The sequence below is a fragment of the Kribbella pratensis genome (genome assembly GCF_004365355.1).
Classification (GTDB): domain Bacteria; phylum Actinomycetota; class Actinomycetes; order Propionibacteriales; family Kribbellaceae; genus Kribbella.
This window is the reverse complement of the sequence record NZ_SODP01000002.1, coordinates 354,890-380,728: the sequence shown is the minus strand read 5'-3', so window position 1 is coordinate 380,728 and position 25,839 is coordinate 354,890. Positions and strand designations below refer to the sequence as shown.

Sequence of the window (25,839 nt, the reverse complement as noted above, 5' to 3'; positions counted from 1 at the left end):
ACGATGAACACCGCATCGACCCCTCCGCTCCAGCACGCCGAGGCACTCCGCCGAGCACCTGCTCGCGACGGCGCAGAGCCCCCAGACGCCCTCTAAGGTACGCTGTTTCGTTGTGGCTGGACTGGATTTTGACGCGGAGCTGAAGCAGCTCGACGTGACGATGACCTCGATCGAGAAAGTGCTTGATCTCCCCGCACTGCGCAAGGAGATCGAGGAGCTCGGCGAGCAGGTCGCTGCGCCCGACCTCTGGGACGACCAGGCGAACGCGCAGAAGGTGACGTCGCGGCTTTCCAGCCTGCAGTCCGACGTCGAGCGGGTGACCGCTCTCCGCAGCCGGCTCGACGACCTCGGCGCGCTGATCGAGCTGGGCCGCGAGGAGAACGACGCCGAGACGCTGGCCGAGGCGGAGAAGGATCTCGGCCCGCTGGGCAAGGCGATCCAGTCCCTCGAGGTCCGCACGCTGCTGTCCGGTGAGTACGACGAGCGCGAGGCGCTGGTGACGATCCGTTCCGGCGCGGGCGGTGTCGACGCGGCGGACTTCGCCGAGATGCTGCAGCGGATGTACCTGCGCTGGGCCGAGCGGCACGGCTACCCGACCGAGGTCTACGACACGTCGTACGCCGAAGAGGCCGGGCTCAAGTCGACCACGTTCGGGGTCAAGGCGCCGTACGCGTACGGCACGCTGAGTGTCGAGTCGGGGACGCACCGGCTGGTGCGGATCTCACCGTTCGACAACCAGGGCCGCCGGCAGACGTCGTTCGCCGCGGTCGAGGTGGTCCCGGTGCTCGAGCAGACCGACGAGATCGACGTACCGGAAGAAGAGCTGCGGATCGACGTGTACCGCTCGTCCGGCCCGGGTGGTCAGAGCGTCAACACCACCGACTCCGCGGTCCGGATCACGCACATCCCGACCGGAACCGTCGTTTCCTGCCAGAACGAGAAGTCCCAGCTGCAGAACAAGGCCAGCGCGATGGTCATCCTGAAGGCCAAGCTGCTCGCGCTGAAGAAGGCCGAGGAGCGGGCCCAGCTCGACGCGCTGCGCGGTGACGTGGCCGGCTCGTGGGGCGACCAGATGCGGTCGTACGTCCTGCACCCGTACCAGATGGTGAAGGACCTGCGGACGCAGTACGAGTCCGGCAACACGTCCGGGGTCTTCGACGGTGAGATCGACGAGTTCATCGAGGCCGGCATCCGCTGGCGCCGCACCGGCCACACGGTTGCCGAGCAGAACTGATCTCAGGGCCGACTGCGCGAACTGCGTCGGCCTCTGCTGCATCGCGCTGACCTTCACCAGGTCGGCGGACTTCGCGCTGGACAAGCCCGCGGGTGAACCGTGCCCGAATCTTAGTGACGACTTCCGCTGCACGATCCACAAAGACCTGCGCAGCAAGGGCTTCCAGGGCTGCACGGTGTACGACTGCTTCGGCGCCGGCCAGGAGATCACCAAACGCGGCCAGTCCGCGCCGGAGATGTTCGCCGCGCTCCCGATCCTCCGCCAACTGCACGAGCTGCTCTGGTACCTCGAGCAGGTGCTCGAGTACGACGAGGCCGCGCGCGACGCGGTCGCCCGCATCGAGGACGTCAGCCGTACGCCGGACCTCACAACCGTCGACGTGAACGCCGAACGCGCTGCCGTGAACGAACTGCTCCTCAAGACCAGCCGACGCGTCCGTGGCAAGCAGAGCAAGAAGAAGGAGCGTCGTGGCGCCGACCTGATCGGAGCCCGCCTCCGCGGCGCCGATCTCGCCAAGGCCAACCTTCGCGGCGCCTACTTGATCGGTGCCGATCTCCGAGAGGCAGACCTGCGCCAGGCCGACCTCATCGGCGCGGACCTGCGGGACACAGACCTGCGCGGCGCCGACCTGACGGGTGCCTTGTTCCTCACCCAGACCCAGGTCAACGCCGCGCGGGGCGACCACTCCACAAGGCTTCCGGACGCTGTTACGCGCCCTTCCCACTGGACCGCAGCTGATGCGTGACCGGCGTCATCAGTAGCGAGATCGCGGTAATGGCCAGAGCTACCGCAGCCAACGCGCCACCCTGGCCCCAGGACCTACTGGCCAGCGACAGGTAGGCGGTGCCGACCGTGGCTGCGCCAAGAGCCAGACAGGTCTGCTGGCTCGTCAGCAGGATGCCGCTACCGAGGCCTGCCTGCGCCGGCGGGACCTGGCTGAGCACCACCCCCATCAACGGCACCATGACCAGCCCCGAGCCGAATCCTGCGATCAGCATCGGCAGGGCGAGCTTCAGCGGGTTCACGTCGGGCCACAGGGTCAGCGCCGCGACCGCGAGTACGGCGTACCCGATGCCCTGGATGATCCAGCCGCGGACGATCAGGCCGGCGCCGTACCGCACCTGCAGACGTGGTCCGTAGATCGAGGTGATCAGGAACCCCACCGCCATCGGCAGCAGGCTCAGACCACCTTCCAGCGGAGACATGTGCGCCTCGCCCTGGGTGGCGAGCGCGAACACGAACATGAAGCCGCCGAACGTCGTGAAGAACGCGACGGCCAGCAGGAGGCCGATCCGCATCGCCCGCAACCGCAGCACGGTCGGCGGGATCAGGGGAGACCGTCCCGACTGCTCGGAGCGGTGCTGATGTACGCCGAGCGCTAGTACGGCCGGAATCGTCGCGGCCAGGCAGAGCCAGGTCCACAGCGGCCAGCCGAGCGGCCTGCCTTCGGTGAGCGGCAGGAGCAGGAGGACCAGCGTCAGCGCGAGCAGTGCGGCTCCGACCAGGTCGACGCGCTGTGCCTTGCCGGCCTTGGTTTCCGGGATCAGCCGGATCGCTGCAGCCACGCCGACGATCCCGACCGGGACGTTGATGAGGAACACGGCCCGCCAACCGAGATCGAACACATTCGCCTCGACCAGTACACCGCCGAGAATCTGGCCGAACGCCGCCGCGGCGCCGCCGGCCACGCCGTACATGGCCATGGCACGGGCGCGGTGTTCGCCGGTGAGCAAGCTGGTGATCGTCGCCAGCACCTGCGGAGTGACGGCGGCGCCGGCCGCACCCTGGACGACGCGGGCGACCAGAAGTACGCCGATGGTCGGCGCCACGGCGCAGATCAGCGACATCACGGTGAAACCGACCAGGCCGATCATGAACAGGCGTTTGCGGCCGAACTTGTCGCCGAGGCGGCCGCCGACCACGAGGAGGGTGGCGACGGCGATGCCGTAGCTGCCGACCACCAGTTGAAGCTCGCCCGAGGTGGCTCGCAGGTCCGAGCCGATCGCGGGCAGGGCAACGTTGATAACGAAGAAGGAGAGCATCGGCAGGAAGGCGCCGAAGATCAGAGTCGTGAGGGCCACCGGCCTCAGCGGCGCCGCGTCGGCCTGCGGGCGGGCGGGCGCTCCGATGGTGGCGGCTTGGAGCTGGTCTGTCATGCGTCCAGCCTGAACGCGATCGGAGCCTGGTGGTGAGAGCCCGGTTATCCTATTACTCGCAGCACCTGGCACCAGGCTCGATCTGTGCCCATGATGGAACCATGACCACTGTCCCAGCCGCCACCGACAGAACCGTGACTGCCGAGCGGCGGGAGCTGGGCATCTTCCTGCGCAGCCGGCGCGAGCGCATCCGGCCGGACGAGGTCGGGTTCGCACCGGGCGGTCGACGGCGTACGCCGGGACTGCGCCGCGAGGAGGTCGCGCTGCTCGCCGGGGTCGGCGTCACCTGGTACACCTGGCTCGAGCAGGGTCGCGACATCAACGTGTCCTCGCAGGTCCTGGACGCGATCGCGACGGCGCTGCGGTTCGACCGGCAGGAGCGCATCCACTTGTACCGGCTGGCCGGGAGCCGGTCCGGTCCGGCGCCGGGAGTGTGCTCGGCGTTGCCGCCGTCGGCGCAGAAGACCCTCGACGCGGTCTCGCCGTACCCGGCGGTGGTGCTGAACAAGCGGTACGACATCCTCGCCTTCAACGAGGCGTACTGCCGGGTCGTCATCGATCTGGAGAAGGTGCCGGTCGAGGACCGGAACCTGCTCTGGCTGAACTTCGTCTCGGACGAGTGGAACTGCAGCTTCGTCGACGCCGAGTCGACCAGGCACCACATGGTCGCGGCGTTCCGCGCGGCATCGGCCGACCACCTCGGTGACCCGCTCTGGCAGGACCTGATCCAGAGCCTGCTCAGGATCTCGCCGTACTTCGCCGAACTGTGGGAGCGGTACGACGTCGCAGCGCCGAGCACCCGGACGAAGATGCTGGAGATCGAGGGGTTCGGGATCCTGAAGATGGATCCGATCAACCTGTGGCTGTCGCCGGCCGGGCCGCTCCGGGCGACCGTGTACACGGCGCTCGACGACGAGACCGAGGCCAAGCTTCGGCAGATCGTCGATGCGCCGTCGGCGAAACCTGCCTTCGGGCGCAGCTGATCAGGCCGTGTCGCGGTCGGGCCAGGCGGCCTTCAGGGTCTCCAGGGTCACGCTGATCGCCGGGCGGCGCGAGGTGGTCGTCCGCCAGACCGCGTACAGGCGGCGGGTCGGAGCCGGCTGCAGCGGTACGACGACCACGCCGGCTGGGACCGCGCCGCGGCCGAGACGCGGGAGCAGCCCGATGCCGATGCCGCGGGCAAGCATCGCGAGTTGGGTCTGGTACTCCGCGATCGAGTACGCGACCTCCGGCTCGACGCCCGCGCGGCGCATCGTCCGGATCAGCCATTCGTGGCAGATCGATCCGGCCGGCTGGCAGATCCAGCGTTCGCCGACCAGATCCTCCGCGCGCACAAACTCCTTGCCTGCAAGGCGATGCGACGCCGGCACCAGGACGTCGGCCGGATCCGTGCCGAGCTTCGCCCGCGACAATCCCTCCGGCAAGGCGAGTGGCGTGTTGTGCCAGTCATGGACGACCGCCACATCGATCTCGCCACGGTTGACCGCCGCCACCGCCTCGAACGGATCGGTCTCCCGGACCTGAATGTCGAGCCGGTCGTGATCGTGGAGGAGTCGCACCAGCGCCGCCGGCAGCAGCCCGCGCGCAGCGGTCGGAAAGGCCGCGATGCTGAGCGTCCCGATCACCTGTCCACGCTGCTCGTCCAGCGTCAGCTCGGCGTCTTCGACGAGCGCGAGAATCCGGGCCGCTGTCGACGCGAGCTGCTGGGCCGCGTCGGTCAGCACGATCCCGCGCCCCTGCCGCTCGATCAGCGTCGTCCGCGTCTCGCGCTCGAGCTTCGCCAGTTGCTGCGACACCGCGGAGGGTGTGTAGCCGAGCACCTCGGCCGCCCGATTGACCGAGCCGTACTGCGCGACCGCGTGCAACGCGCGGAGCCGACCGAGATCGATCATGTAGCACTCCTACATTGAAGGCGGTAGAAATCGGTGCTGGTCCTTAAGTGTACCGCCACCCACACTGAACGGTATGAAGCCTCGTGACCTGCTCCTTGCCCTCGCCGTCGTCGTTGTCTGGGGCATCAACTTCGTCATCATCGAGGTCGGTCTGGAAGGCGTTCCGCCGCTCCTGCTGTCCGCACTACGGTTCTTCTTCGCCGCCGTCCCGGCGATCTTCGTGCTCGGCAAACCCCGCGTCCCGTGGCGATACGTCGTCGGCGTCGGGCTCGCGCTCGGCGTGGCGAAGTTCGGTCTGCTGTTCATCGCGATGGATCACGGCGTACCGGCAGGTCTGTCGTCGCTCGTACTGCAGGCGCAGGTGATCTTCACGGTCCTGTTCGCGATCGCCGTACTGCGGGAACGCCCGCGGCCGGCGCAGCTCGTCGGCATCGTGATCGCATGCATCGGGATCGCGCTGATCGTGCTCGATCGCAAGTTGTCGGCCCCGGTCGGCGCACTGGTCCTCGTCATCGTGGCGGCAGGCTTCTGGGGCGTGTCGAACACGATCACCAGGTACGCGAAGCCGCCGGACACGCTCCGCTTCATGGTCTGGGTGAGCGCGGTCGCCGTCGTACCGCTGCTGATCCTGTCCCTGATCACCGAAGGACCGCGCGCCGACGTCGACGCGCTGCGCGACATCAACCTCAGCGGAATCGGCGCGATCGCCTACCTCGCCTTCGGCGCCACGCTGTTCGGCTTCGGAGTATGGGGCTACCTGCTCCGGCAGTACGACGCGAGCACGGTCGCGCCGTTCTCGCTGCTCGTGCCGATCGTCGGGATGTCGGCCGCCTGGGTACTGCGCGGCGAGGCCGTCGGGTTGCAGCAGGGGATCGCCGCCGTGCTGGTGATCGGCGGCATGGCCTGCACGATCATCCGGCGCCGGACCCCGCGTGCGGTGGAGTCCGGCGATCCGGAGCTGACGTCAGTCGCCTGACCCGACGGCGATCGGCATCGGCGGCATCTGCCAGCCCCGGGCGAGCGAGGAGGCGTACGCAGGGCTGCCGCCGGCGAAGTACTCGGTGAACTTCATGATCAGCGGGTCCCACCGGAGCGGGTCGATGTAGCGGTCGTTGCTCATCAGCAGGTCCTCGCGGACCCGCACGCGCTCGACCTTCATCTCCAGCGAGCACAGGTGCGAGTCCGGCCCGCCAATCTCGTTGATCGCCTCGATCCGGCCCTCGAGGTTGATCGGGCTCTCGACGACCGAATGCAGGTCGGACAGCTCGCTCGGCTCGCGGGTCAGCCCGGCCGCGGCGAACTTGTCCGGCTCGTACCGGTACCCGCGCGCCCGCTTCGCGTCGGACATCTCCCGCGAGCCGGTCAGCAGAGCGATCCGGTCGAGCGCGGCGACCATGTCCGGGTCGATCAGATTCAGGACGATCTCCGGCCGCTCGACGAGGTTCTTCACGGTCTGGGCGCTCGTCCCCATACCCAGCATCGCGGTGTACCCGAGCCACCACGCCGACGACATCGGCGCGAGGTTCGTGGTGCCGTCGGGGTTGAGGGAGCTGATCAGGACAACCGGCGTACCGAAGTACAGGACCTTGGGCTCGACAGTTCGCTTCATGTGAATGGAACGGCGCAGCGCCGGGATGTGTGAGGGGGCGCGGATCTCCAGGCCATCACAATCGCTGCCTCTCCGCCGACGCACGCGGGGCCGCGCCGCGATCGCGCGATTGTGATGGCCTGGAGATCCGCGCGGCAGCCACCGGCGTGGCAGTGTGGACGTATGGACGCCGACATCGTGCGCGCAGTCAACGACCTCACCACCCGCTGGGCCAGGAGTCTCCCGGCGGGCAACACCGTGGTGTCCGGACTCGGGTTGTGGCCGCTGCTCGCGCTGCTGGCGACCGGGGCGGACGAGCCCGGCCGGAGCGAGCTTGCCGCGGCCGCCGGGGTGGACGCGGCGAACGGTTCGACCGACGCGATCCGGCTGATCGAGGCGATCGAAGGGTCCGCGGACCTGCACGCCGCGCTTGGCGTGTGGGTGAGTGAGCAGTTGAAGCTTGCGGAGTCGTTCGATGCCGTGATGCCCGCGCCGCTCGTCGGCATGCTCACCGGCAACCCTGCCGTGGACAAGCCGAAACTCGACGCGTGGGCCGCGGAGCACACCGACGACCTGATCCGCGAGATGCCGCTCGAGCTCGACCCCGACGTACTCCTCGTGCTCGCGTCGGCCCTGCTGCTGCGGACGACCTGGGTCCGCCCGTTCACCGAGCAGGTGCGGCGCGTGCCGGACGGCCCGTGGGCGGGTTCGTGGCACTGGCTGGAGCGCGTCGACTCAGACCTGGACGTCGTACGGCGGTACGGGGACCTGACCGTTGTCACGGTGCAGGGCGATGCCGATGTCGACGTACTCCTGGGGCTCGGCGATGACGACGTACTTGCAGGCCTGCTCGAAGCTGCGGGCCGCCCGAACGACGGCGTACCAGGCAGTCGGTTGATCGACGATGACGAGCCAGGCCCGGGTCTGCGGATCGGGCAGACCACGTCGGCGCGGCCGGATCTGAAGCTGACGTTGCCGTCGTTCAGCATCGAGGTCGAACACGACCTGATGGAGTCTCGTGAGCTGTTCGGCCTGACCGCCGTCACTTCGGATCCCGGTGAGCACGGGCATTTCAGCGCGCTCAGTCCGACCCCGCTCCGGGTCGGGCAGGCGAAGCAGAAGGTGCTTGCCCGGTTCTTCGCGACCGGGTTCGAGGCGGCGGCCGTGACCGCGATGGCGATGACCCGCGCCGCGATGATCACGACCAAACAGCGCCGGCTCGAGGTCGCGCTGGACCGGCCGTTCGCGTTCACCGCCGTACTGCGGGAATCGCGGCTGCCGATCGTGGCCGGCTGGGTGGAGACGCCTACTCAACCGGGGGACTGAACAGCCGGTTGAGCAGCGCGGACGCCTCGTCGACGCCCGCCTGATCGCCGGTCAGCAGCAGATCGAACAGCAGACCGCGCGACGCCGCCAGACCGAGCCGCGCGTACGCCGGTGCCTCGTCAGCCGGGAGGCCCGCGCGGAGACACAGCTCGATCAACGGCGGCAGCCACACGTTGATCAGGTCCGCCTTCAGCGACTCGGTGTGCGGCATGTCCTGCATCGCGTGCGCGCTGAGCTCGAAGAACAACGGACCGTAGATCAGCGCGGCCTCGGTCACCCGGCGCCAGAACAGCTCGTTCTGCTCCGCGACCGGGAGGTCGGTCGCGAGTACCTCGGCCAGCAGGTCGCGCTGTTGCTGCTCGACCGTGCGGACCACCTCGGCCAGCAGCCCCTCGCGCGAGCCGAAGTGGTAGATCAGCATCCGGTGACTGGTCCCGATCGAGGTCGCGATACTGCGCAGGCTGGCGTCGCCGATCCCGTTCTTGGCGAAATGCTCGACCGCGTCAGCCAGCAGACTGTCGCGACTCACTGATCTCCTTGAGCTTCTGCGTCTCCGTTGCGATGTAGCTCTTGGTGAGTTTGGCGTACAGGCGGCCGAACAGCCAGCCGAGGGGGCCTTCCTGGATGATCGTCGCGGTCGCGACGGTGCCGTCCGGCGTGCTGATCACCCGGTGGCCGCCGGTCGTCCTGATGCCGGGAGCCTTCGAGACCCATTCGAAGTACTCGCCCTCCTTCAGCTCCGTCACCTCCCAGACGGCCACCGGGAGCTTGGGCTGGCGGATGCGGGTGCGGGCGCCGATGTGGATGCGGCCGGCGTCCAGCCGCTCGACGGAATCGACGGTCGGGGTCCAGTCGGGCCACTGCTCGACATCGCTGAAAACCTCCCAGACCCGCTCTGGCGAGGCCTGGATCGTACTGGAGTGATCGAAGCGCATGTACCAAATGGTACATGGAGCCGTGTCACTGACAAACCGGTCCGCCAAGCGTGCACGGAGGTAGCACGGAGCGTGAAAGGCGGGTAAAACAGGACCCTTGGTCAGTGGTGCGGGTCCGGGTCCCAGGTAGGGTCTTGGGCCATGGCTGACCAAAACCTCCCGCAGAACGTGGAGAACGAGCAGGACCCGGGCGCGAACACGCAAATGTTCCGCGCGTTCGTCAACGAGGGCGCGACCGAGACGACCCGCGATCCGAAGATCAACGGCCGCGTACTCGCCGTGATCGGCGCGGCGGTGCTGCTGATCGCGGTGATCGCCGCAATCGCTGTTCTCTGACTTGACCGCAATTCCCGTGGAGGTCGTCCACGTCTTCACCGACCCGGACGGCCGGTTCGGCAACCCTCTCGGCATCGTCGACGGCTCTCTCGTCGCCGAGCCTGACCGCCAACGCGTCGCCGCAGCCCTCGGCTACAGCGAGACCGTGTACGTCGACGACGCGGCGACCGGCACGCTGCGCATCTACTCCGCGACCGGCGAGATGCCCTTCGCCGGCCACCCAACCGTCGGCGCGGCCGCCTGGCTCCATTCAACCGGCCACCCTGTCGACACCCTCCACGTCCCCGTCGGCCCCATCGCCGTCACCCGCAGCGACGACCTCTTCTCCGTCCGCGCCGACACGACCTGGGGCAGCACCTGGGAGTGGCACCACCTCGCCTCACCCGAGGCAGTCCTCGCGGCCGACCCCACGACGTACGACGCCGGCCACAGCTTCCTGTGGTCCTGGCTGGACGAACCCCGCGGCATCATCCGCGCCCGCGCTTTCGCCCCCGCGATGGGCGTCCCCGAGGACGAAGCCACCGGCTCCGCCGTCACCCAACTAACCGCCCAACTAGCCCGCAACCTCCACATCATCCAAGGCACCGGCTCCCACCTCTACACCACCCACGAACCCCCCACCCACGCCACCGTCGGCGGCCGAGTCCGCCCCGCCGAACCCCGGACCCTCACCATCTGACCGCCCCAGCTTTAACTGGCCAGCCCGGACCGTCAGCCGACGCCGGGCCTGTGATTTACCGCTGCCTGGATGCACTTCTCGGCTGACGGGTCATCTACTCGCCAGCACTCCACCGAACCCAACTGTCGGTACCGTCCATCCGGTACCGCTGACCGTCGTCGAAGCGCCACACCGCCAGCAACCGCCGCGCCGCGGCCGGCGCTCGATGGTACGGAGCGAGCAGTGCGGCCAATTCGTCGTACCGAGCGTTGACCCGGCCTTCGCCGGGATGCGGGCCGGCCGAGGTCGGCGCGGTCTCGTACCGCTGGTTCCATCGCACGAAGATCGCCCACGCCTCACGCTCCAGGGCGACCACACCGGCGTCCGCAGGCCAAACGAAGTACTCGTCGAGCCGCTCCCAACTCTCGTCCTCGTCCCGCTCGAAGTAGTGCGGTGCACCATCGATTTCGACGATCCCGGCCCGTGGCCCGTCCCACCACTCGAGCTCGACGTACACGTGCGTGAACCCGTCTGCAACCAAGTCCGCCCGATCCCAGCCCTCCGCCACCGCCGCACCCTACCGATCCCGACAACCAACCGCTTCTAAGGTGAGAAGATGCTGGAGCGGTTCTGCGCCACATTCCGAATGACGGACGGGTCCGTGAATTCTGGAGAAAAGGCCTCCGGAGGGACCCCGCCGCAGATGGTGCGTGCGCGTCTTGGTGGGTGCAGCTTCGAGCACGGGCTGTACCGCGTTCATACGGACGCCTCGGCGGAGGCGGCTGCGCAGTTCACGGACGCGGCATTTCCCGAGTTCAGGGGGAGGTTCGACTATCTTGGCTTCGATTGGCTTGGCCGGCAGTTCGCCGCGGACAACAAGCGCGGTGCCGGTGCGGACCCTGAGGTCATGATGCTTGAGCCGGAAACTGGTGAGGCTCTGGAGATACCGGTGCCGGTGTCGGCCTTCCACGATGACGAATTGGTGGAGTACACCGATGAGGCGCTCGCATCCAGTTTTAATGCCGAGTGGATGGCCGGGCACGAGTCCGCGCTGCGCCTGGATCAGTGTGCCGGTTACCGGGTACCGCTGTTTCTCGGGGGTGACGACGTGGTCGCAAACCTCGAGGTTTCCGACCTCAGCGTCTGCTGGGGTCCGATGGGGAAGTTGCGACTCAAGGCCATGCACATCACCACGAGGGGTCTCGACAAGTGAGCTCACTGCTGCGGTGGCTTCGTCGTTCGGTGCGGACCTTGCCGGCGGTAACTGGGGAAGCTGGCAGACGTGTGCCGGCCAGGCCGAAGGAGCTTTCAGTCTCGCAGTTGTCGGGGCTAGTGCAGAAGAACACGACAACCGGTCGCGGCGCCAACGGTCGCCCGCAATGGCTTGCAGAGAATGCGGGATCGGTCCGACGTGTGGTCCTGTTTGCCCAGAACTTCAAGTCTGGAGAATTTCTTCGCTGCAATGCGGTGCTCTTCGGATCCGCTCATGACTGGATGTTCTCGGTCGACGTGACCCTCGCGGACTTCGACGAGTTGCCAGACATGTCTGTGCAGGACAGCCTCTTGTTGTTGCGGGACTTCCTCTTGAATATTCACGTCCTGCCGCTTGACGACGATTTGTCCCGATCCGCTCCGCCGCCCCTGTCCGACGATGCGGAGAGCAGACGTGCTGCTGACTTATGACGCGCTCGACTTGACCGGGCTTCAGGCCACGACGCAGGCGGACATTCTGGTGGCAGTGGATGCGGACTTCCGGGCGGTCGACGGCGATCGGGTGGTCTATGAGGAACGCTCGTTTCCGGTGGTGGAGTTGGCATGGAGCCTATTGAGGTGGCTGGATCAGCCTGATCGAGGGGACTTCGTGTTCGAATCGATGTCCTTCGAGGAACTGGGCGCGGTGACCGTCCGCAGACAGGGAGCGGGATGGGTTTTCGGGTCGGTCTTTGTGCCTGATATCGCCAGTGATCCGGTGTCCTGGGGTGAGGTGGAGCGGTCCGTCCGTGCGTTCACCCGGAGGGTGACTGCCGACCTGTCTGCCGTCGGCCTCGATGCCACTGATGCGCTGCGGTACCCACCGGCCCGTTGACGGCGACCCGTTCTGTCACGGCGGGGGGTGAGCAGGGTGTCCGTTGACTCTCTCCCGGGTCGGATGGAGGATGAGTGCTCGGCTACTTGGGGAGGTCTTGTGGCAGACGTTGTCAGGGCGGCTTTGGTGCAGACGGCGTGGACCGGGGACAAAGAGTCCATGATCAAGGCGCACGAGGACTACGCGCGGCAGGCGGCCGCGGCGGGTGCGAAGGTGATCTGTTTCCAGGAGTTGTTCTACGGGCCGTACTTCTGCCAGAAGCAGGACGCGGAGTACTACGAGTACGCCGAGTCCGTGCCGGGTCCCACCACCGAGCGGTTCGCGGCGCTCGCCAAGGAGCTCGGGATGGTGATGGTGCTCCCGGTGTACGAGCAGGAGCAGCCGGGCGTGCTGTACAACACCGCCGCCGTGATCGATGCCGACGGCACCTATCTGGGCAAGTACCGGAAGAACCACATCCCGCAGGTGAAGGGGTTCTGGGAGAAGTTCTACTTCCGGCCGGGCAACCTTGGGTACCCGATCTTCGACACCGCCGTCGGGCGGATCGGCGTCTACATCTGCTACGACCGGCACTTCCCGGAGGGCTGGCGCGCGCTCGGACTGGCCGGCGCGAAGATCGTCTTCAACCCGTCGGCGACGAGTCGCGGGCTCTCGGCGTACCTGTGGAAGCTGGAGCAACCCGCGAGTGCGGTCGCGAACGAGTACTTCATCGGCGCGATCAACCGGGTCGGCATCGAGTCCGAGTTCGGCGACAACGACTTCTACGGAACGTCGTACTTCGTCGACCCCGAGGGCAAGTTCGTCGGGGACGTCGGCCATGACCACGATCCGGAACTGATCGTCCGCGACCTGGACCTCGGTCTCCTCGACACCGTCCGCGACCGCTGGCAGTTCTACCGCGATCGCCGGCCGGACGCGTACGGAGACCTGACGAAACCGTAGAGGGGACCGCGAATGTCTTTGCTCGTCAAAGGTGGAACCGTCGTCGGACCGACCGGGACCCGGCTCGCGGACGTGCTGGTCGAGGGCGAGAAGATCGTTGCCGTGCTCGACCCGTCGTTCACGCCGACGATCACTGCGAACGAGGTGATCGATGCCTCCGGCAAGTACGTGATCCCGGGCGGGATCGACGCGCACACGCATATGGAGATGCCGTTCGGCGGTACGTCGGCCAGCGACACGTTCGACACCGGGACCCGCGCCGCGGCGTACGGCGGGACCACGACGATCATCGATTTCGCGATCCAGCGCACCGGCGAGGTGGTGCAGGACGGGCTGGCGGCGTGGCACGCGAAGACCGAGGGCGAGTGCCACATCGACTACGCGTTCCACATGATCCTCGGCGGCGTCGACACCGACGCGCTGAAGGCGATGGACCAACTGGTCACGGACGAGGGCATCACCAGCTTCAAACTGTTCATGGCCTATCCGGGCGTCTTCTACTCCGACGACGGGCAGATCCTGCGGGCGATGCAGACCGCGCGGGCCAACGGCGCGATGATCATGATGCACGCCGAGAACGGGATCGCGATCGACGTCCTCGTCCAGCAGGCGATCGAGCGCGGTGAGACCGACCCGATCTACCACGGCATCACCCGCCCGGCCGCATTGGAGGCCGAGGCAACGAACCGGGCGATCGCGTTGGCCGAGGTCGCGCAGGACTGCCCGCTGTACATCGTCCACCTGTCCGCGAGCCAGGCGCTGGCCAAGGTCGCGGAGGCGCGCGACCTTGGGCGCAATGTGTTCGCCGAGACGTGCCCGCAGTACCTGTATCTGACGCTCGAGGACCAGCTCGGCGCGCCTGGGTTCGAGGGCGCGAAGTGGGTCTGCTCGACGCCGCTGCGCAGCAAGCACGAGTCGCACGCGAAGGACCTGTGGAAAGGGCTGCGGAGCAACGATCTCGCGATCGTGTCGACGGACCACTGCCCGTTCTGCATGAAGGATCAGAAGGAGATGGGCATCGGTGACTTCTCCAAGATCCCGAACGGTATCGGCGGTGTCGAGCATCGCGTCGACCTGATCTTCCAGGGTGTTGTCGACGGCAACATCTCGCTCGAGCGCTGGGTGGAGACGATCGCGACGACGCCGGCCCGGATGTTCGGGCTGTATCCGCAGAAGGGCGTCGTCCAGCCCGGTTCGGACGCGGACCTGGTGATCTACGACCCGAACGGTACGACGCGGATCGGCGTCGAGACCCATCACATGAACATGGACTACTCGGCGTACGAAGGGGTCGAGATCCAGGGCCGCGTGGGCACGGTGATCTCGCGCGGCGAGGTGATCGTGGCTGACGGCAACTACCATGGCCGCAAGGGCCGGGGGAAGTTCCTGAAGCGTGGCCTGTCGTCCTATCTGATGTAGGGGGAAACCGTGGACTTCGGTGTGGTGTTCCAGTGTGATCCGCCCGCGTCCACGGTCGTGGAGCTGGCACGGAAGGCGGAGGACGCCGGGTTCGGCTACGTGTGGACGTTCGACTCGCATCTGCTGTGGCAGGAGCCGTTCGTCATCTACAGCCAGATCCTCGCCGCCACGCAGCGGGTGATCGTCGGGCCGATGGTGACGAACCCGGGGACGCGGGACTGGACCGTGATCGCGTCCCAGTTCGCCACGCTGAACGAGATGTTCGGCAACCGGACGATCTGCGGGATCGGCCGCGGCGACTCCGCCCTGCGCACGCTCGGCGCGAAGCCTGGGACGATCGCCGAGATGAAGCAGTGTGTCGAGGTGGTACGCGCGTTGGCCCGCGGCGAGACCGTCGAGTACCGCGGTCAGCAGTTGAAGTTCGAGTGGGTCGACAACGGTGCGCTGGACGTGTGGGTGGCGGCGTACGGTCCGCGCGCGTTGGCCGCGACCGGGGAGGTCGGCGACGGCTACATTCTGCAGTTGGCGGATCCCGATATCGCCGAGTGGATGATCACCGCCGTACGGCGGGCCGCGGAGCAGGCGGGCCGCGACCCGATGGCGATCAAGTTCTGCGTTGCGGCCCCGGCGTACGTCGGCGACGACCTGGAACACCAGCGCGAACAGACCCGCTGGTTCGGCGGCATGGTCGGCAACCACGTCGCGGACATCGTCGAGCGCTACGGGTCCACCGGCGCCGTGCCGAAGGCGCTCACCGACTACATCGAAGGCCGCAAAGGCTACGACTACGCCGAACACGGCCGCGCGGGCAACACCCACACCACCTTCGTCCCCGACGAGGTCGTCGACCGCTTCTGCATCCTCGGCCCCGTCGAGAACCACCTCGCCCGCCTCAACCAACTGAAGGACCTCGGCGTAGACCAGTTCGCCCTCTACCTCCAACACGACGCCAAAGAACAGACCCTCGCCGCCTACGGCAAGGACATCATCGTGACCTTCTGAGTTGCGCGGTCCGCTCACTAGTATGACAAATAGGTTATACTTCGAGAGGTGACCTGGAGATCAGCCTCCATCCGGAGGTCGAGGCGTGGTATCTGGCGACCTGTGCGAATGAACCGGAGACGGGAGACTTGATCGAGGCGGCGATCGATCAGCTGGTCCACGAAGGGCCGGCAGCGGGTCGGCCGCTGGTTGATCGGGTGAAGGGCAGCCGATTCCAGAACATGAAGGAGTTGCGACCGCCCTCGTCGGGCAAGAGCGAGATCAGGATGCTGTTCGCATTCGACCCGGCTCGCGAAGCGATCATCTTGGTGGCTGGCGACAAGTCGGGACGGTGGGAGAGTTGGTACCGGGCCGCAATCCCATTGGCGGATGAGCGATTTGCCGAACACCTGATTGCGCTGAAGGAGGAGAGATGACCAAGAATGTGAAGTGGTCCGACGTCAAGGCGAAGAGCCGTGCCGTCGACCCTCGGTCTGAGGCGGAGCGTACGGCGAGTAAGCGGGCGGCCCGGGAGCGCGTGGAAGCATCCGTCCGGGGTCACCAACTCGCCGAGATGCGCAAGGCGGCAGGGATGACCCAGGTAGGGCTCGCTGAGTTGCTCAACGTCTCGCAGGCTCGCGTCTCCAAGATCGAGAGTGGCGAGATCTCCGGCATCGAGGTCATTCGAGCGTACGTCGCTGCACTTGGCGGCACCGTGGACCTGGTCGCAACACTCGGCGACCGCACCTGGAAGGTCGCGTGACGCCCTAGGCGTCCTGCTCATCCTGGAGTTGCATCTGCTGAGCTGCGTGAGCCAGTTGGAGGCCGGGGGTGGTGGCTCGGTACACGGTCGCTGGTGGGTAGTCGGTGGTGACGGTGCGGCTGATCAGGTCGGCTGACTCGAGTTCTTTGAGGGTCAGCGTCAGGGCGCGGGGGGTCACGTCGCGTAGGGCGCGGCGGATCTCCGAGAACCGGCGTTCTCCGACCAGCAGCGTGAGGGTTGGCAGCGACCACTTCTTCAGGCCCACGTCGGTCACACCGAGCTCGTCCAGGAGGTCGGTGAGTACGGCGGCGTCGGCGCCCAGTTGCGTGTGAGTCAGCAGGTATTCCGGGCGTAGGGGGTGGCCCTTGCCCGGGTTGCGTTGGATCAGCCCGGTCTCGGTGAGGAACGTCAACGTCCGCCGTAGTGACTCGCGGCTCACGCCCAGGGTGTGGCTGAGGTTCACGAACCGTCCGCCGTGGCCGCGGTGGAGTTCGGCCAGCACCGGGACGGCCCAGCGGAAATGGACCAGGCGCGCAAGCGTTGACACGAAAGTAAGCTTAGTATAAAAACAGGACTATGGGTGGGATCGAGTACGACGGGCGCGCGGTCTGCGCGCTGGACGTTTCCGACCTCGAGCGGGCCGTGCAGTGGTACGGGCAGGCGCTCGGCTTCGAGGTCGTACACCGGCTGGAGTCCTGGGGCTGGGCCGAGTTGAGTACGCCGTTGCCGGGGATCTCGATCGGCCTCGGCCAGGTCGAGGACCCGAAGACCGACGGCGGGGTCGTGGTCACGTTCGGCGTTCGCGGCATCGACAAGTCACGCAAGCATCTGGAGTCGCTGGGCACCCGATTCGACGGCGAGACGAGGCAGATCGCCGACGAAGTCCGCCTCGCGACGTTCTACGATCCGGACGGCAACGCCTTCATGCTCGCCGAGAGGCTGGTGTGAGCGCACCGCCGCGCCCGGGCATGGAGAGCCTGACGCTGGTCCTGCTCCGCCGCCCGGCGGCTCCGACGCACCTCACCGAGGACGAGTCGGACCGGATCCAGCAGGCCCACCTCGACTTCCTCGACGGCAAGCGAGCGGCGGGTGTGATGGCCGCGGCCGGCCCGTTCCGGGATCACGACGACCAGGTACTGCGGGGCCTGTGCGTCTACCGCACCGGTATCGACGAGGCCCGCAAGCACGCGGCGGAGGACCCCGCGGTGCGGGCGGGCCTGCTCGAGGCTGAAGTGATCACCTGGTGGTTCCGGGCCGGGGAGGTGCGGCTAGCGTGACCGCATGAGCGGACGGATCCTCGACGACGGCGCATTGGAGGATGTGTTTCGTAGGAGGATCCGCCCGGTACTGCGTGGCTCGCGGCCGACAGGTCCGAAGACCGCGTTGCTTGTCACCGGACAGGAGGCGAGCGGGAAGACGAGCGTGATGCAGCCGTTCGCCGCTTCGCTCGGGCTCGCTGGAGCGTGCCGGTTCGAGGCGGACGACCTGTTCGCCGCGCATCCGGAGTTTGCTGGCGGCAACGACGAAGAACTCCTCGACGACATCAACTATTTGACGTATCTCGCCGAATCCGAGATCAGCGAGCAAGGGTGGGACCTGGTCACGAGCCAGCCTTGCTACAGCGAGCAGTTGGCGGTCGGAGAGCTCGAGTACCACCGTGCGCACGACTATCGCGTCGTGGCGGCCGTCGTCGCAACCCATCCGGCCGAGAGCCTGCTGAGCGCCGCGGACAGGTACTACAACCACGGCGGCCGATGGATCACCGCGGAAGACCACGCGACCAGCGTCGAGGCCTTGCCGCGAGTCGTCCGCGCAATCGCCCAGTCCGACGCATGCGCGGGGCTACACCTCGTCACCCGCCACAACGCAGTACCGGGACCTGATTTCCGCGGCTCGCCGGATGCGGCAGAACAAGAGCTGAAGAGGTTTCAGGATCGGCCGTGGACCGCCGAACAGGTGGAACGCTTTCAACAGATCCGCGCACCGCTTCCGCCTGGCGCCGAGCTGGTTCGCGAAATCGACAGACTCGCCGAACCGAAGCTGACCGAGTTCTATGCCGCGCGACAACACCAGGTCGCGCAGGCAGCCGGCATCTCGACAGCGGTCCGAGCTTCGGGGCTGACGGATTCCCCACGCGCCCCCAGTACGCCGCCCGACACCCGCGCGAGGCCGGTCTGGAAGAGCATTCGAAGCCCGTGGCGCGGCAGGGATCAGGGCGACCAACGATAGGCGCCGGGCAGCAGCTCGGTGATCGATACCGTTCCGGGCCCGTCCGGTCCGGGCAGGATGACACGGATGCCCGGGTGGTAGTCGAGCAGGACCTGGCGGTCGCGGCCGCACGGGCCGAAGACGCCGCGGCCCTCGTTGCCTACAGCCACGATCGTCGTCAGCTCGCGGGCGCCCGACGCGCGCGCGTGGCCGAGGGCAACCAGTTCGGCGCAGGGCCCGCCGGTGAAGTGGTAGAGGTTGATGCCGGCGTACATCCGGCCGTCGATACCACGGACCGCGGCGCCCATCGTGTGGACGCCGTCGGGTCCGTCGGTGTTCGCGTCGACCGTCCGGCGGGCCAGCTCGATGAGTTCACGGTCGTCGTCGGTGAGCGGTTGCAGGGAGTGCATGCCGCCTACCCTGCCACGCCCGAGCCGCGCCGATGGAACAAATCGGGTCGAAGCGTGGTTGGATGTAGTAGGTCTAGTTTCAGTAGCTGTGGTTTATCTCGATCTTTCCTTGCGAGAGATGGTCTGCCGCGCCGGTGCGACGAACGCCGGGCCTGCCGCGACCGCGGTGCGCCTCATCTCCGACAAGGGAGCAACAACATGGCACAGGGAACTGTGAAGTGGTTCAACGCCGACAAGGGCTTCGGCTTCATCACCGTCGACGGCGGCGGAGCGGACGTTTTCGTCCACTACTCCACCATCCAGACCGACGGGTTCCGTAGCCTCGACGAGAACCAGCGGGTCGAGTTCGACATCGCCCAGGGCCCGAAGGGTCAGCAGGCGGAGAACGTCAAGGTCGTCTGACTCCGAAGAGCCGCGGCCCCTCGCGTAGGGGCCGCGGCTTTTTCGTCAGCCGGCGATGCGTTTCAGCTCCGCCTCGGTGACACCGCGAACCTTCTTGATCTCCGCGGCCGGGTCGGCGCCGCTGCGGATGATCCGGTTCAGCGCGTCGGAGTACGCCGTGCTGGCCTTCGGTGACCACAGCATCGGGTTCTGCGGGCGGCCGTTCTCGTTGAGCAGCTTGACCGCGTCGGCGGCCGGGCCGGACTTGAGCTTGTCCGCCTTGCCGGCCAGGCTCTTGCGAGCCGGGACGTGGAAGCCGTACGACTGCGCGAAGTCGAGCTGGTCATCGGTCTGGTCGACCCACAACCACTTGATGTACTTCTTGGCCGCGTCGATGTTCTTCGACTTCGCGTTCACGCACGCGCCATAGGCGCCGACGGGCACGCTGGCCTCGCCGGTGGTCGCGTTGAGCTTCGGCCAGGGGAGTACGCCGTAGTCGCCCGGCAACGCCTTCTCGATCACGGGAAGCGTCCACAGCCCGGTGAACTGCATCGCGGTCAGCCCTTGGGTGAAGGCCGCCGGGTCGGACCAGTCGGTCGGTGCCCCGAGCAACAGAACCTTCGAGGTCCAGAGCTCGCGCAGCTTGCTCAGCGACTCGGCCGCCAGCGGGTCGTCGAACCCGAACTGGTTGTCAGCGGTCAGGTAGTCGAGTCCGGCCGACCACAGCGCCGGTCCACCCAGCACGCCGACGCCGCCGTCGTTGCCGACGAACAGCCCCTTCACCTTGTCGTTGGTCAGCTTCTTCGCGGCGGCCAGCAGTTCGTCGACCGTCTGCGGCGGCTGTACGCCGGCCGCGCTCAGCATGCTCTTGCGGTAGACCATCAGCTGCATGTCGATCACCTGCGGGATCGCGTACAACTTGCCCTGGTACGACATCCGCTCGACCAGCGCGGCGTTGAAGTCGTCCTTGGCGTCACCCAGGACGCCGCTGAGGTCGACGACCTGACCGCCCTTGATCATGTCGATCGTCGGACCGTTGGGGTACTCGAACGTGTCAGGCCCCTGGTTGGTGAGCAGCGCGGTCGAGGCCTTCTTCTCGTAGTCGCCCGGCGACCACTGGATCGTCACGGTCGCGTCCGGGTAGGCCTTCGCGTACTTCTCGACCGCCTGCTGCGTGCCCGCTTCGCCGTACTGGTGGTACCACTGCTGGAGCGTCGGCTTGTTGCCGCTTCCGCTACTCGAGGGCCGCCCGCTGTTGGAACCACATCCGGCGACGGCCATTGCCGCCAGCCCGGCCCCGAATCCCAGCACCCGCCGCCTGCTGATCCCACCGCTCATCACACCGTCTCCAGTCCCGCACGGTCCCACAGCCCGTGCGCATCCGCTGACTCTACGTCGGCGGTGGGGCTTCGAAGACGGTAATTCCAGGGATCAGGCGGGGGCCGGCGCGGCACCGGCGCCGTTGTCCGGCCGGGCGCCCGCGATCCGGGCGACGCCGGCATCGGGTTTGCGGCCGGCCCTGCGGGCAGCCTCGACATGCAACCGGGCCAGCTCGACGGCCTGGCGGGAGACCTTCACGGTCTTCTTCTCAGCCATTGTCACTGTCTCCCTCGACGACCTCGATGTCTGCATCCGCAATATCAGCGTACGCGGCCGCGCCGACCCGGTCGATCGCTACCGCCGCGGTCAGCGCGGCGACCAGGTCGTAGTCCTCCGGCTGTAACAGCTCCGAGCGCATCAGTGAGCGCAGCGTCACGACACCGGCGTCCGTGCCCGCGTTGTCCTCGCCGTCGAGGATCTGCTCGACCGCCCAGCGGACCATCCGCATGGTCTCCTCACGGTGCCGCCAGGTGTCGAGCTCGCGGTCGGACTTGCGGACCAGATATGACCCGAGGAAGACGCCGCCGAGGGCGAGCAGCGGACTGAGCACCGTCATCACGACACCGACGACCGAGATCCAGGTGGGGATCACCTACGTGCCTCCCATTCCGGCTAACTTGATGGTTTTGACCGGCCGATGATGTTACGAAGGAGCATTCCACCCGCCACCGACAACACCGGCCAACCCCGACACAGGCCGACACACCCCGACACACACCGGCAGAGCTGACCCAGGATGACAAGGAGCGGTGTCACCGTGACCGACGAACCCGAGATGTACGACGTGTTCGTACAAGGGACCGTGTTCTACGACATCGTGATGACCGGCCTGGAAACCGCCCCGACCACCGGGACCGAGATCTTCGCGGAAGGTATGGGCTCCTGCCCGGGCGGTGTCGCGAACTTCGCGATCGCGGCCGCGCGGCTCGGCCTGAAGAGCGGCCTGGCCGCCGTCTTCGGCGACGACGTGTACGCCGACTTCTGCTGGCGGACCCTGGCCGATCAGGAGGGGGTGGACCTGTCCCACTCGCGCCGGATCGGCCACTGGCACTCGCCCGTCACGGTCTCGATGTCGATCGACCGCGACCGGGCGATGGTCACGCACGCCCACGAAGCGCCCGGCGACCCGAGCAAACTGGTCGGTCCCGGCCTGAAGACACGGTCCGCGATCGTGCCGGTCGCCGACGAGCTGCCCGGCTGGACCGTCGAGGCACGGGAGTCCGGTGCGCTGCTGTTCGGTGACGTCGGGTGGGACCCGACGGACGAGTGGTCGCCGGCCGTCCTCGACGTACTGGAGGGTTTCTACGCGTTCACGCCGAACGCCACCGAGGCGATGGCGTACACGCGGACCGACACGCCGAAGGCCGCGCTGCACAAGCTCGCCGACCGAGTGCCGCTCGCGGTCGTGACGAACGGCGCGGACGGCGTACTCGCGATCGACTCGACGACCGGTGAGGAGGAGCAGGTGCCGGCACTTCCGGTCCGCTCGTACGACCCGACCGGCGCCGGCGACGTCTTCCTCGCGTCGTTGGTTCTCGGCACGCTCCGCGGCTGGCCGCTGGCTCATCGGCTGGCGTTCGGCAACCTCTGCGCCGGCCTGTCGGTCCAGCATTTCGGTGGATCGCTCGCGGCGCCGGGATGGGGCGACATCATCGACTGGGTCCGCGATCACACCCGGCACCGCCCTGGCGAGGTCGACCCGGCCGTCCTCCAGCACTACACATTCATCGGCGACGTGCTGCCCGAGGGGCCGGTCCCGATCGTTCGCCGGGCGTCGGCGACCATCGCGCGCCAGTCCGACGCCTGACACATCCGTTTCAAACGCACCGGGTATCGGACGCGGCCGCACGCACCGGCAGGCCTGGTCGGCGGCACGCCCGGGAACGCCTAGACTGATCGCCGGCCGCTCCGGTGGCGTACGGTGCCCTTCGTGGTTACCGTCGCGCCGCTTCCTGTTCCCGACCACGGCCGGATGATCCCGTGATCCGCTTCGAGAATGTGTCCAAGACGTACGAGGGCCAGTCCAAGGCCGCTCTGCTGAACGTCAACGTCGAGATCGAAAAAGGCGAGTTCGTCTTCCTGGTCGGCACCTCCGGGTCCGGCAAGTCGACGTTCCTGCGCCTGGTACTGCGTGAGCACCGGACCACCCGCGGTCACATCATGGTCGCCGGCAAGGACCTGAACCGGCTGGCCAGCTGGCGGATCCCGCAGATGCGCCGCCAGATCGGGACCGTGTTCCAGGACTTCCGGCTGCTGCCGAACAAGACCGTCGCGGAGAACGTGGCGTTCGCGCTGCAGGTGATCGGCAAGCCCCGCTCGCACATCCGCAAGACCGTTCCCGAGGTGCTCGAGCTGGTCGGCCTGGACGGCAAGGAAGACCGGATGCCGGACGAGCTGTCCGGCGGCGAGCAGCAGCGGGTGGCGATCGCCCGCGCGTTCGTGAACCGGCCGATGATCCTGATCGCCGACGAGCCGACCGGAAACCTCGACCCGGGGACGTCGGTCGGCATCATGAAGCTGCTGGACCGGATCAACCGGACCGGGACGACCGTGGTGATGGCCACCCACGACGTGTCGATCGTCGACCAGATGCGCAAGCGCGTGATCGAGCTGGAGAACGGCCACGTCGTCCGCGACGAGTCGCGTGGCGTCTACGGCTACCAGCACTGACCAGGGGACTGACTGACTGATGCGCTTGAACTACATCCTGTCCGACCTCGGGATCGGCCTGAAGCGGAACATGTCGATGACGATCGCGGTCGTCGTCACCATCTGGGTCTCGCTGTCGCTGTTCGGCAGCGCGCTGCTCGCCCGCGAGCAGGTCGACCTGATGAAGGGGAACTGGTACGACAAGATCCAGATCTCGGTGTTCCTCTGCACCAAGGACTCCGGCGGCCGCGGGTGCAGCGGCACCGAGGTGACCCAGGAGCAGAAGAACCGGATCCAGCAGGTCATCCAGACCAACCCCGACACCGCACCCGACGGCGTCTTCTCGGAGTCGAAGGCCGAAGCGTTCGAGTCGTTCAAGAAGCTGTACAAGGACTCGCCGATCGTCAGCACGGTCACCCAGGACCAGATGCAGGAGTCCTTCCGGGTCAAGCTGAAGGATCCACAGCGATATCAGAACCTGGTCAGCGCGGTCAGCGGCCTACCCGGCGTCGATACGGTCCAGGACCTCAGGCAGTACCTCGATCCGTTGTTCAAGGCACTCAACGGGTTGCAGGTCGGCGCGCTGATAGCCGCCGCGCTGCTGCTGGTCGCGGCCCTGATGCAGATCTCCAACACGATCCGGCTGGCGGCGTACGCCCGGAGACGGGAGATAGGCATCATGCGCCTGGTGGGCGCCTCGAACTTCTATATCCAGCTGCCGTTCCTGCTGGAAGCGGTGCTGGCAGCCCTGGTGGGCGCGGTCTTTGCCTGTGGCACCTTGTGGGTCGGGGTGTACTTCGTTGTCATGCAGCGGGCCCAGGAGACGTTCCGGGTCTGGCAGTGGGTCGGCGCGACCGAAACCTTCCGCGCGACCCTGATCATGGTCGTGGTCGGCCTGATCCTGGCCGTCATCCCGACATTCCTGACGACGCGGAAATACCTCAAAGTCTGACCCGGGTGCCGTATCGTCGGGCACAGTTCGTGCGTTAACAGGAGTAACAGCAGTCACTCCTGTTACGCACAACAACTGAACCCAGAGCAAGGGGTCGACCTGTGGTCCCGCACTTCCCCGGTGCGAACCCGCGTGAGCGGGGGAGCATCAAGCGAGACGACAGCACCGGCACCGCCACCACGCCGTACCCGCGATCACGCACGCGACCGCCGGGCCGGCAGACGGTGGTTGCCGCATGCTGCCTTGTCCTGTCCCTGTCCGCCGGAGTCCTGGCGGCGGTTCCGTCTGCACCGGCAGAGGCGAAACCGCCGGATCCAGCCGCCAAGAAGAAACAGCTCGACGCGCAGCTCGGCCAGCAGAAGGCCGATCTCGACGACGCGTCCGACCAGCTCGGCAAGTCCGTTGCCGCGTACAACCAAGCCGAGACGAAGTACCAGGCCGTCCAGGTCCGGTACGCCGCCGCGCAGGGCCAGTTGGCCGCTGCGAAGGCCGCCGATGCGGTTGCCGCGGGCAAGCTTGCCGCGGCCGAGGCGGCGCTGCGTACGGCGGTGTCCGACGTCGAGGCCGGTGAGAAGCTGATCGCGGAGAAGCGGGCCGTCGCCGGCCGCGCCGTCCGGTCGGCGTACCAGCAGCAGAACAGCCTGGTCGGGTTGTCGATCGCGTTGCGCGGCGCCGCGCCCGCCGATATCGCCACCGGGATGCAGATCCAGCGGAACGTGTTCGGCATCCAGAGCAACGCGATCACCAACCTGAACAACGCGCAGGCGGAGCTCGCCAGCCGCCGGGTCAAGGTCGCGGCCGCGGAGAAGGCGTCCGAGGCCGCCCGGGCCGAGGCGGCGGCGACGGTCAGCCGCGTCACCGAGCTGACGAAGCAGGTCGCGGCCGACAAGGCGGAGGCAGCGGCTGTCGCGAAGGTCAAGCTGGTCGCGTTCAAGGCCGCCGAGAAGGAGAAGAACACCGAGCTGGCGCAGTACAACTCGTTGCTGCGGGAGCGGGCGCGGGTCGAGCAGCTGCTGATCGCGCGGGCGAAGGCCGAGAAGGCAGCGGCCGCTCGCCGGAAGGCGGCAGCCGAGAAGGCCGAGCGGGAGAAGGCACGCAAGGAGCACCGGCCGCCGCGTAACATCCCGGATCCGGGCGGGTCGGGCGACGGACGGTTGAGCTACCCGGTGAGCAGCTACATCACCTCGCCGTACGGGATGCGGTTCCACCCGGTCCTGCACTACTGGAAGCTGCACGACGGCACCGACTTCCGCGCTCCCTGCGGTACGCCGGTGCGCGCCGCGGCCGACGGTGTGGTGACGGACAAGTACTACAACGGCGGTTACGGGAACCGGCTGTTCGTCTCACACGGAGTGATCGACGGCCGCTCGATCACGACCGTCTACAACCACTTGTCGAAGTACAAGGCCCATGTCGGCGAGCGGGTGCGCCGGGGCGAGATCATCGCCTGGTCCGGCACCACCGGCTACTCGACCGGCTGCCACCTGCACTTCATGGTCTACCAGGACGGGAACGTCGTTAATCCGATGAAGTGGCTCTAAGC

34 protein-coding genes are annotated in these 25,839 nt (G+C 67.3%); 23 read left to right on the top strand and 11 right to left on the bottom strand.

Features of this window, described 5'->3' with window-relative positions:
• Positions 1-112 precede the first annotated feature (112 nt).
• Positions 113-1,234 (top strand): peptide chain release factor 2, encoded by a 1,122-nt coding sequence (prfB, locus tag EV653_RS18445; protein ID WP_134104982.1) that lies wholly within the window; start codon positions 113-115, stop codon positions 1,232-1,234.
• Positions 1,218-1,979, top strand: a complete 762-nt coding sequence (locus tag EV653_RS18440; protein ID WP_134104981.1) for a pentapeptide repeat-containing protein — start codon at positions 1,218-1,220, stop codon at positions 1,977-1,979. The genes prfB and EV653_RS18440 overlap by 17 nt, the downstream gene beginning before the upstream one ends.
• Here EV653_RS18440 and EV653_RS18435 read toward each other — a convergent pair.
• A complete protein-coding gene (locus EV653_RS18435; protein ID WP_134104980.1) occupies positions 1,942-3,390 on the bottom strand; it encodes an MFS transporter in 1,449 nt (482 codons plus the stop codon). The genes EV653_RS18440 and EV653_RS18435 overlap by 38 nt on opposite strands.
• A gap of 101 nt (positions 3,391-3,491) precedes the next feature.
• Here EV653_RS18435 and EV653_RS18430 point away from each other — a divergent pair, with 101 nt between their 5' ends.
• A complete protein-coding gene (locus tag EV653_RS18430) occupies positions 3,492-4,373 on the top strand; it encodes a helix-turn-helix transcriptional regulator (protein ID WP_134104979.1) in 882 nt (293 codons plus the stop codon).
• Here the strand turns inward: EV653_RS18430 and EV653_RS18425 are convergent, their stop codons facing one another.
• Positions 4,374-5,282, bottom strand: coding sequence for a LysR family transcriptional regulator (locus EV653_RS18425; RefSeq protein WP_134104978.1), 909 nt, complete (start codon positions 5,280-5,282; stop codon positions 4,374-4,376).
• Between the two features lie 73 nt (positions 5,283-5,355).
• Here EV653_RS18425 and EV653_RS18420 point away from each other — a divergent pair, with 73 nt between their 5' ends.
• Complete coding sequence (locus tag EV653_RS18420) at positions 5,356-6,258, top strand: EamA family transporter (protein WP_134104977.1); 903 nt, start codon at positions 5,356-5,358, stop codon at positions 6,256-6,258.
• Here EV653_RS18420 and EV653_RS18415 read toward each other — a convergent pair.
• Positions 6,247-6,891, bottom strand: coding sequence for a flavin reductase family protein (locus EV653_RS18415; protein ID WP_134104976.1), 645 nt, complete (start codon positions 6,889-6,891; stop codon positions 6,247-6,249). The two genes, EV653_RS18420 and EV653_RS18415, sit on opposite strands and share 12 nt — an antisense overlap.
• Positions 6,892-7,053: 162 nt before the next feature.
• On the opposite strand from EV653_RS18415, the gene EV653_RS18410 reads away from it, so the two are divergent.
• Positions 7,054-8,196 (top strand): serpin family protein, encoded by a 1,143-nt coding sequence (locus tag EV653_RS18410; protein WP_134104975.1) that lies wholly within the window; start codon positions 7,054-7,056, stop codon positions 8,194-8,196.
• On the opposite strand, the gene EV653_RS18405 is transcribed toward EV653_RS18410, so the two are convergent.
• Positions 8,177-8,725 (bottom strand): TetR/AcrR family transcriptional regulator, encoded by a 549-nt coding sequence (locus EV653_RS18405; protein ID WP_134104974.1) that lies wholly within the window; start codon positions 8,723-8,725, stop codon positions 8,177-8,179. The genes EV653_RS18410 and EV653_RS18405 overlap by 20 nt on opposite strands.
• Positions 8,700-9,131, bottom strand: a complete 432-nt coding sequence (locus EV653_RS18400; protein ID WP_134104973.1) for an SRPBCC family protein — start codon at positions 9,129-9,131, stop codon at positions 8,700-8,702. The genes EV653_RS18405 and EV653_RS18400 overlap by 26 nt, the downstream gene beginning before the upstream one ends.
• Positions 9,132-9,272: 141 nt before the next feature.
• Between EV653_RS18400 and EV653_RS18395 the strand changes: the two genes are divergently transcribed.
• Together EV653_RS18395 and EV653_RS18390 are read left to right on the top strand one after the other, a co-directional pair.
• The gene (locus EV653_RS18395; protein WP_134104972.1) at positions 9,273-9,467 is read left to right on the top strand and encodes a hypothetical protein; all 195 of its coding nucleotides are present in this window, start codon (positions 9,273-9,275) and stop codon (positions 9,465-9,467) included.
• Between the two features lies 1 nt (position 9,468).
• Positions 9,469-10,146 carry a PhzF family phenazine biosynthesis protein gene (locus tag EV653_RS18390; protein WP_134104971.1) on the top strand — a complete coding sequence of 226 codons (678 nt, stop codon included), beginning with the start codon at positions 9,469-9,471 and terminating at the stop codon, positions 10,144-10,146.
• A gap of 94 nt (positions 10,147-10,240) precedes the next feature.
• Here the strand turns inward: EV653_RS18390 and EV653_RS18385 are convergent, their stop codons facing one another.
• Positions 10,241-10,693, bottom strand: a complete 453-nt coding sequence (locus EV653_RS18385; RefSeq protein ID WP_134104970.1) for a hypothetical protein — start codon at positions 10,691-10,693, stop codon at positions 10,241-10,243.
• 48 nt (positions 10,694-10,741) lie between these two features.
• On the opposite strand from EV653_RS18385, the gene EV653_RS18380 reads away from it, so the two are divergent.
• The 8 genes from EV653_RS18380 (at position 10,742) to EV653_RS18345 (ending at position 16,316) form a co-directional block, all read left to right on the top strand.
• Complete coding sequence (locus EV653_RS18380; RefSeq protein WP_134104969.1) at positions 10,742-11,338, top strand: DUF1851 domain-containing protein; 597 nt, start codon at positions 10,742-10,744, stop codon at positions 11,336-11,338.
• The gene (locus EV653_RS18375) at positions 11,335-11,808 is read left to right on the top strand and encodes a hypothetical protein (RefSeq protein WP_134104968.1); all 474 of its coding nucleotides are present in this window, start codon (positions 11,335-11,337) and stop codon (positions 11,806-11,808) included. The genes EV653_RS18380 and EV653_RS18375 overlap by 4 nt, the downstream gene beginning before the upstream one ends.
• Positions 11,792-12,211: a DUF7878 domain-containing protein gene (locus EV653_RS18370; protein ID WP_202871730.1), complete on the top strand. Its 420-nt coding sequence runs from the start codon at positions 11,792-11,794 to the stop codon at positions 12,209-12,211. Before EV653_RS18375 ends, EV653_RS18370 begins: the two co-directional genes overlap by 17 nt.
• A gap of 99 nt (positions 12,212-12,310) precedes the next feature.
• Positions 12,311-13,153: a nitrilase-related carbon-nitrogen hydrolase gene (locus EV653_RS18365; RefSeq protein ID WP_202871729.1), complete on the top strand. Its 843-nt coding sequence runs from the start codon at positions 12,311-12,313 to the stop codon at positions 13,151-13,153.
• 12 nt (positions 13,154-13,165) lie between these two features.
• Positions 13,166-14,572, top strand: coding sequence for a dihydropyrimidinase (gene hydA / locus EV653_RS18360; protein ID WP_134104966.1), 1,407 nt, complete (start codon positions 13,166-13,168; stop codon positions 14,570-14,572).
• 9 nt (positions 14,573-14,581) lie between these two features.
• Positions 14,582-15,574, top strand: a complete 993-nt coding sequence (locus EV653_RS18355) for a TIGR03842 family LLM class F420-dependent oxidoreductase (RefSeq protein ID WP_134104965.1) — start codon at positions 14,582-14,584, stop codon at positions 15,572-15,574.
• Between the two features lie 128 nt (positions 15,575-15,702).
• Complete coding sequence (locus EV653_RS18350) at positions 15,703-15,990, top strand: type II toxin-antitoxin system RelE/ParE family toxin (RefSeq protein WP_238159883.1); 288 nt, start codon at positions 15,703-15,705, stop codon at positions 15,988-15,990.
• Positions 15,987-16,316 carry a helix-turn-helix domain-containing protein gene (locus tag EV653_RS18345; protein WP_134104963.1) on the top strand — a complete coding sequence of 110 codons (330 nt, stop codon included), beginning with the start codon at positions 15,987-15,989 and terminating at the stop codon, positions 16,314-16,316. The genes EV653_RS18350 and EV653_RS18345 overlap by 4 nt, the downstream gene beginning before the upstream one ends.
• A gap of 4 nt (positions 16,317-16,320) precedes the next feature.
• Here EV653_RS18345 and EV653_RS18340 read toward each other — a convergent pair whose 3' ends face one another.
• Positions 16,321-16,863 (bottom strand): winged helix-turn-helix transcriptional regulator, encoded by a 543-nt coding sequence (locus tag EV653_RS18340; protein ID WP_134104962.1) that lies wholly within the window; start codon positions 16,861-16,863, stop codon positions 16,321-16,323.
• Positions 16,864-16,892: 29 nt separating this feature from the next.
• Between EV653_RS18340 and EV653_RS18335 the strand changes: the two genes are divergently transcribed.
• The 3 genes from EV653_RS18335 to EV653_RS18325 are packed head-to-tail and all read left to right on the top strand — an operon-like array spanning position 16,893 to position 18,545.
• A complete protein-coding gene (locus EV653_RS18335; RefSeq protein ID WP_134104961.1) occupies positions 16,893-17,264 on the top strand; it encodes a VOC family protein in 372 nt (123 codons plus the stop codon).
• The gene (locus EV653_RS18330) at positions 17,261-17,593 is read left to right on the top strand and encodes a YciI family protein (RefSeq protein ID WP_134104960.1); all 333 of its coding nucleotides are present in this window, start codon (positions 17,261-17,263) and stop codon (positions 17,591-17,593) included. Before EV653_RS18335 ends, EV653_RS18330 begins: the two co-directional genes overlap by 4 nt.
• A gap of 4 nt (positions 17,594-17,597) precedes the next feature.
• Complete coding sequence (locus EV653_RS18325; RefSeq protein WP_134104959.1) at positions 17,598-18,545, top strand: zeta toxin family protein; 948 nt, start codon at positions 17,598-17,600, stop codon at positions 18,543-18,545.
• Here the strand turns inward: EV653_RS18325 and EV653_RS18320 are convergent.
• Positions 18,527-18,934, bottom strand: a complete 408-nt coding sequence (locus tag EV653_RS18320) for a cytidine deaminase family protein (RefSeq protein ID WP_134104958.1) — start codon at positions 18,932-18,934, stop codon at positions 18,527-18,529. The genes EV653_RS18325 and EV653_RS18320 overlap by 19 nt on opposite strands.
• A 198-nt stretch (positions 18,935-19,132) precedes the next feature.
• On the opposite strand from EV653_RS18320, the gene EV653_RS18315 reads away from it, so the two are divergent.
• Complete coding sequence (locus tag EV653_RS18315) at positions 19,133-19,336, top strand: cold-shock protein (RefSeq protein ID WP_134104957.1); 204 nt, start codon at positions 19,133-19,135, stop codon at positions 19,334-19,336.
• A 45-nt stretch (positions 19,337-19,381) separates the two neighbouring features.
• Here EV653_RS18315 and EV653_RS18310 read toward each other — a convergent pair whose 3' ends face one another.
• The 3 genes from EV653_RS18310 to EV653_RS18305 all read right to left on the bottom strand — a co-directional run bounded on the left by EV653_RS18310 (position 19,382) and on the right by EV653_RS18305 (position 21,287).
• The gene (locus EV653_RS18310; RefSeq protein WP_134104956.1) at positions 19,382-20,653 is read right to left on the bottom strand and encodes an ABC transporter substrate-binding protein; all 1,272 of its coding nucleotides are present in this window, start codon (positions 20,651-20,653) and stop codon (positions 19,382-19,384) included.
• A gap of 93 nt (positions 20,654-20,746) precedes the next feature.
• Positions 20,747-20,911, bottom strand: a complete 165-nt coding sequence (locus EV653_RS41215; protein WP_166679481.1) for a hypothetical protein — start codon at positions 20,909-20,911, stop codon at positions 20,747-20,749.
• Positions 20,904-21,287, bottom strand: coding sequence for a hypothetical protein (locus EV653_RS18305; RefSeq protein ID WP_238159882.1), 384 nt, complete (start codon positions 21,285-21,287; stop codon positions 20,904-20,906). Before EV653_RS18305 ends, EV653_RS41215 begins: the two co-directional genes overlap by 8 nt.
• 165 nt (positions 21,288-21,452) lie before the next feature.
• Here EV653_RS18305 and EV653_RS18300 point away from each other — a divergent pair, with 165 nt between their 5' ends.
• The 4 genes from EV653_RS18300 (at position 21,453) to EV653_RS18285 (ending at position 25,837) form a co-directional block, all read left to right on the top strand.
• Positions 21,453-22,502, top strand: a complete 1,050-nt coding sequence (locus EV653_RS18300) for a carbohydrate kinase family protein (RefSeq protein ID WP_238159881.1) — start codon at positions 21,453-21,455, stop codon at positions 22,500-22,502.
• A 173-nt stretch (positions 22,503-22,675) separates the two neighbouring features.
• Positions 22,676-23,365, top strand: a complete 690-nt coding sequence (gene ftsE, locus EV653_RS18295) for a cell division ATP-binding protein FtsE (protein ID WP_130444829.1) — start codon at positions 22,676-22,678, stop codon at positions 23,363-23,365.
• A gap of 19 nt (positions 23,366-23,384) precedes the next feature.
• Positions 23,385-24,296, top strand: coding sequence for a permease-like cell division protein FtsX (gene ftsX, locus EV653_RS18290; RefSeq protein ID WP_134104954.1), 912 nt, complete (start codon positions 23,385-23,387; stop codon positions 24,294-24,296).
• A gap of 101 nt (positions 24,297-24,397) precedes the next feature.
• Positions 24,398-25,837: a M23 family metallopeptidase gene (locus tag EV653_RS18285; RefSeq protein WP_134104953.1), complete on the top strand. Its 1,440-nt coding sequence runs from the start codon at positions 24,398-24,400 to the stop codon at positions 25,835-25,837.
• The last annotated feature ends 2 nt before the right edge of the window (positions 25,838-25,839 follow it).

Excerpts from the sequence above, each read along its gene's own strand:
- EV653_RS18435 (WP_134104980.1), bottom strand. The coding sequence starts at position 3,390 with ATGACAGACCAGCTCCAAGCCGCCACCATCGGAGCGCCCGCCCGCCCG.
- EV653_RS18430 (WP_134104979.1), top strand. The coding sequence starts at position 3,492 with ATGACCACTGTCCCAGCCGCCACCGACAGAACCGTGACTGCCGAGCGG.
- EV653_RS18425 (WP_134104978.1), bottom strand. The coding sequence starts at position 5,282 with ATGATCGATCTCGGTCGGCTCCGCGCGTTGCACGCGGTCGCGCAGTAC.
- EV653_RS18420 (WP_134104977.1), top strand. The coding sequence starts at position 5,356 with ATGAAGCCTCGTGACCTGCTCCTTGCCCTCGCCGTCGTCGTTGTCTGG.
- EV653_RS18415 (WP_134104976.1), bottom strand. The coding sequence starts at position 6,891 with ATGAAGCGAACTGTCGAGCCCAAGGTCCTGTACTTCGGTACGCCGGTT.
- EV653_RS18410 (WP_134104975.1), top strand. The coding sequence starts at position 7,054 with ATGGACGCCGACATCGTGCGCGCAGTCAACGACCTCACCACCCGCTGG.
- EV653_RS18400 (WP_134104973.1), bottom strand. The coding sequence starts at position 9,131 with ATGCGCTTCGATCACTCCAGTACGATCCAGGCCTCGCCAGAGCGGGTC.
- EV653_RS18395 (WP_134104972.1), top strand. The coding sequence starts at position 9,273 with ATGGCTGACCAAAACCTCCCGCAGAACGTGGAGAACGAGCAGGACCCG.
- EV653_RS18380 (WP_134104969.1), top strand. The coding sequence starts at position 10,742 with ATGCTGGAGCGGTTCTGCGCCACATTCCGAATGACGGACGGGTCCGTG.
- hydA (WP_134104966.1), top strand. The coding sequence starts at position 13,166 with ATGTCTTTGCTCGTCAAAGGTGGAACCGTCGTCGGACCGACCGGGACC.
- EV653_RS18345 (WP_134104963.1), top strand. The coding sequence starts at position 15,987 with ATGACCAAGAATGTGAAGTGGTCCGACGTCAAGGCGAAGAGCCGTGCC.
- EV653_RS18335 (WP_134104961.1), top strand. The coding sequence starts at position 16,893 with ATGGGTGGGATCGAGTACGACGGGCGCGCGGTCTGCGCGCTGGACGTT.
- EV653_RS18325 (WP_134104959.1), top strand. The coding sequence starts at position 17,598 with ATGAGCGGACGGATCCTCGACGACGGCGCATTGGAGGATGTGTTTCGT.
- EV653_RS18320 (WP_134104958.1), bottom strand. The coding sequence starts at position 18,934 with ATGCACTCCCTGCAACCGCTCACCGACGACGACCGTGAACTCATCGAG.
- EV653_RS18315 (WP_134104957.1), top strand. The coding sequence starts at position 19,133 with ATGGCACAGGGAACTGTGAAGTGGTTCAACGCCGACAAGGGCTTCGGC.
- EV653_RS18310 (WP_134104956.1), bottom strand. The coding sequence starts at position 20,653 with ATGAGCGGTGGGATCAGCAGGCGGCGGGTGCTGGGATTCGGGGCCGGG.
- EV653_RS41215 (WP_166679481.1), bottom strand. The coding sequence starts at position 20,911 with ATGGCTGAGAAGAAGACCGTGAAGGTCTCCCGCCAGGCCGTCGAGCTG.
- ftsX (WP_134104954.1), top strand. The coding sequence starts at position 23,385 with ATGCGCTTGAACTACATCCTGTCCGACCTCGGGATCGGCCTGAAGCGG.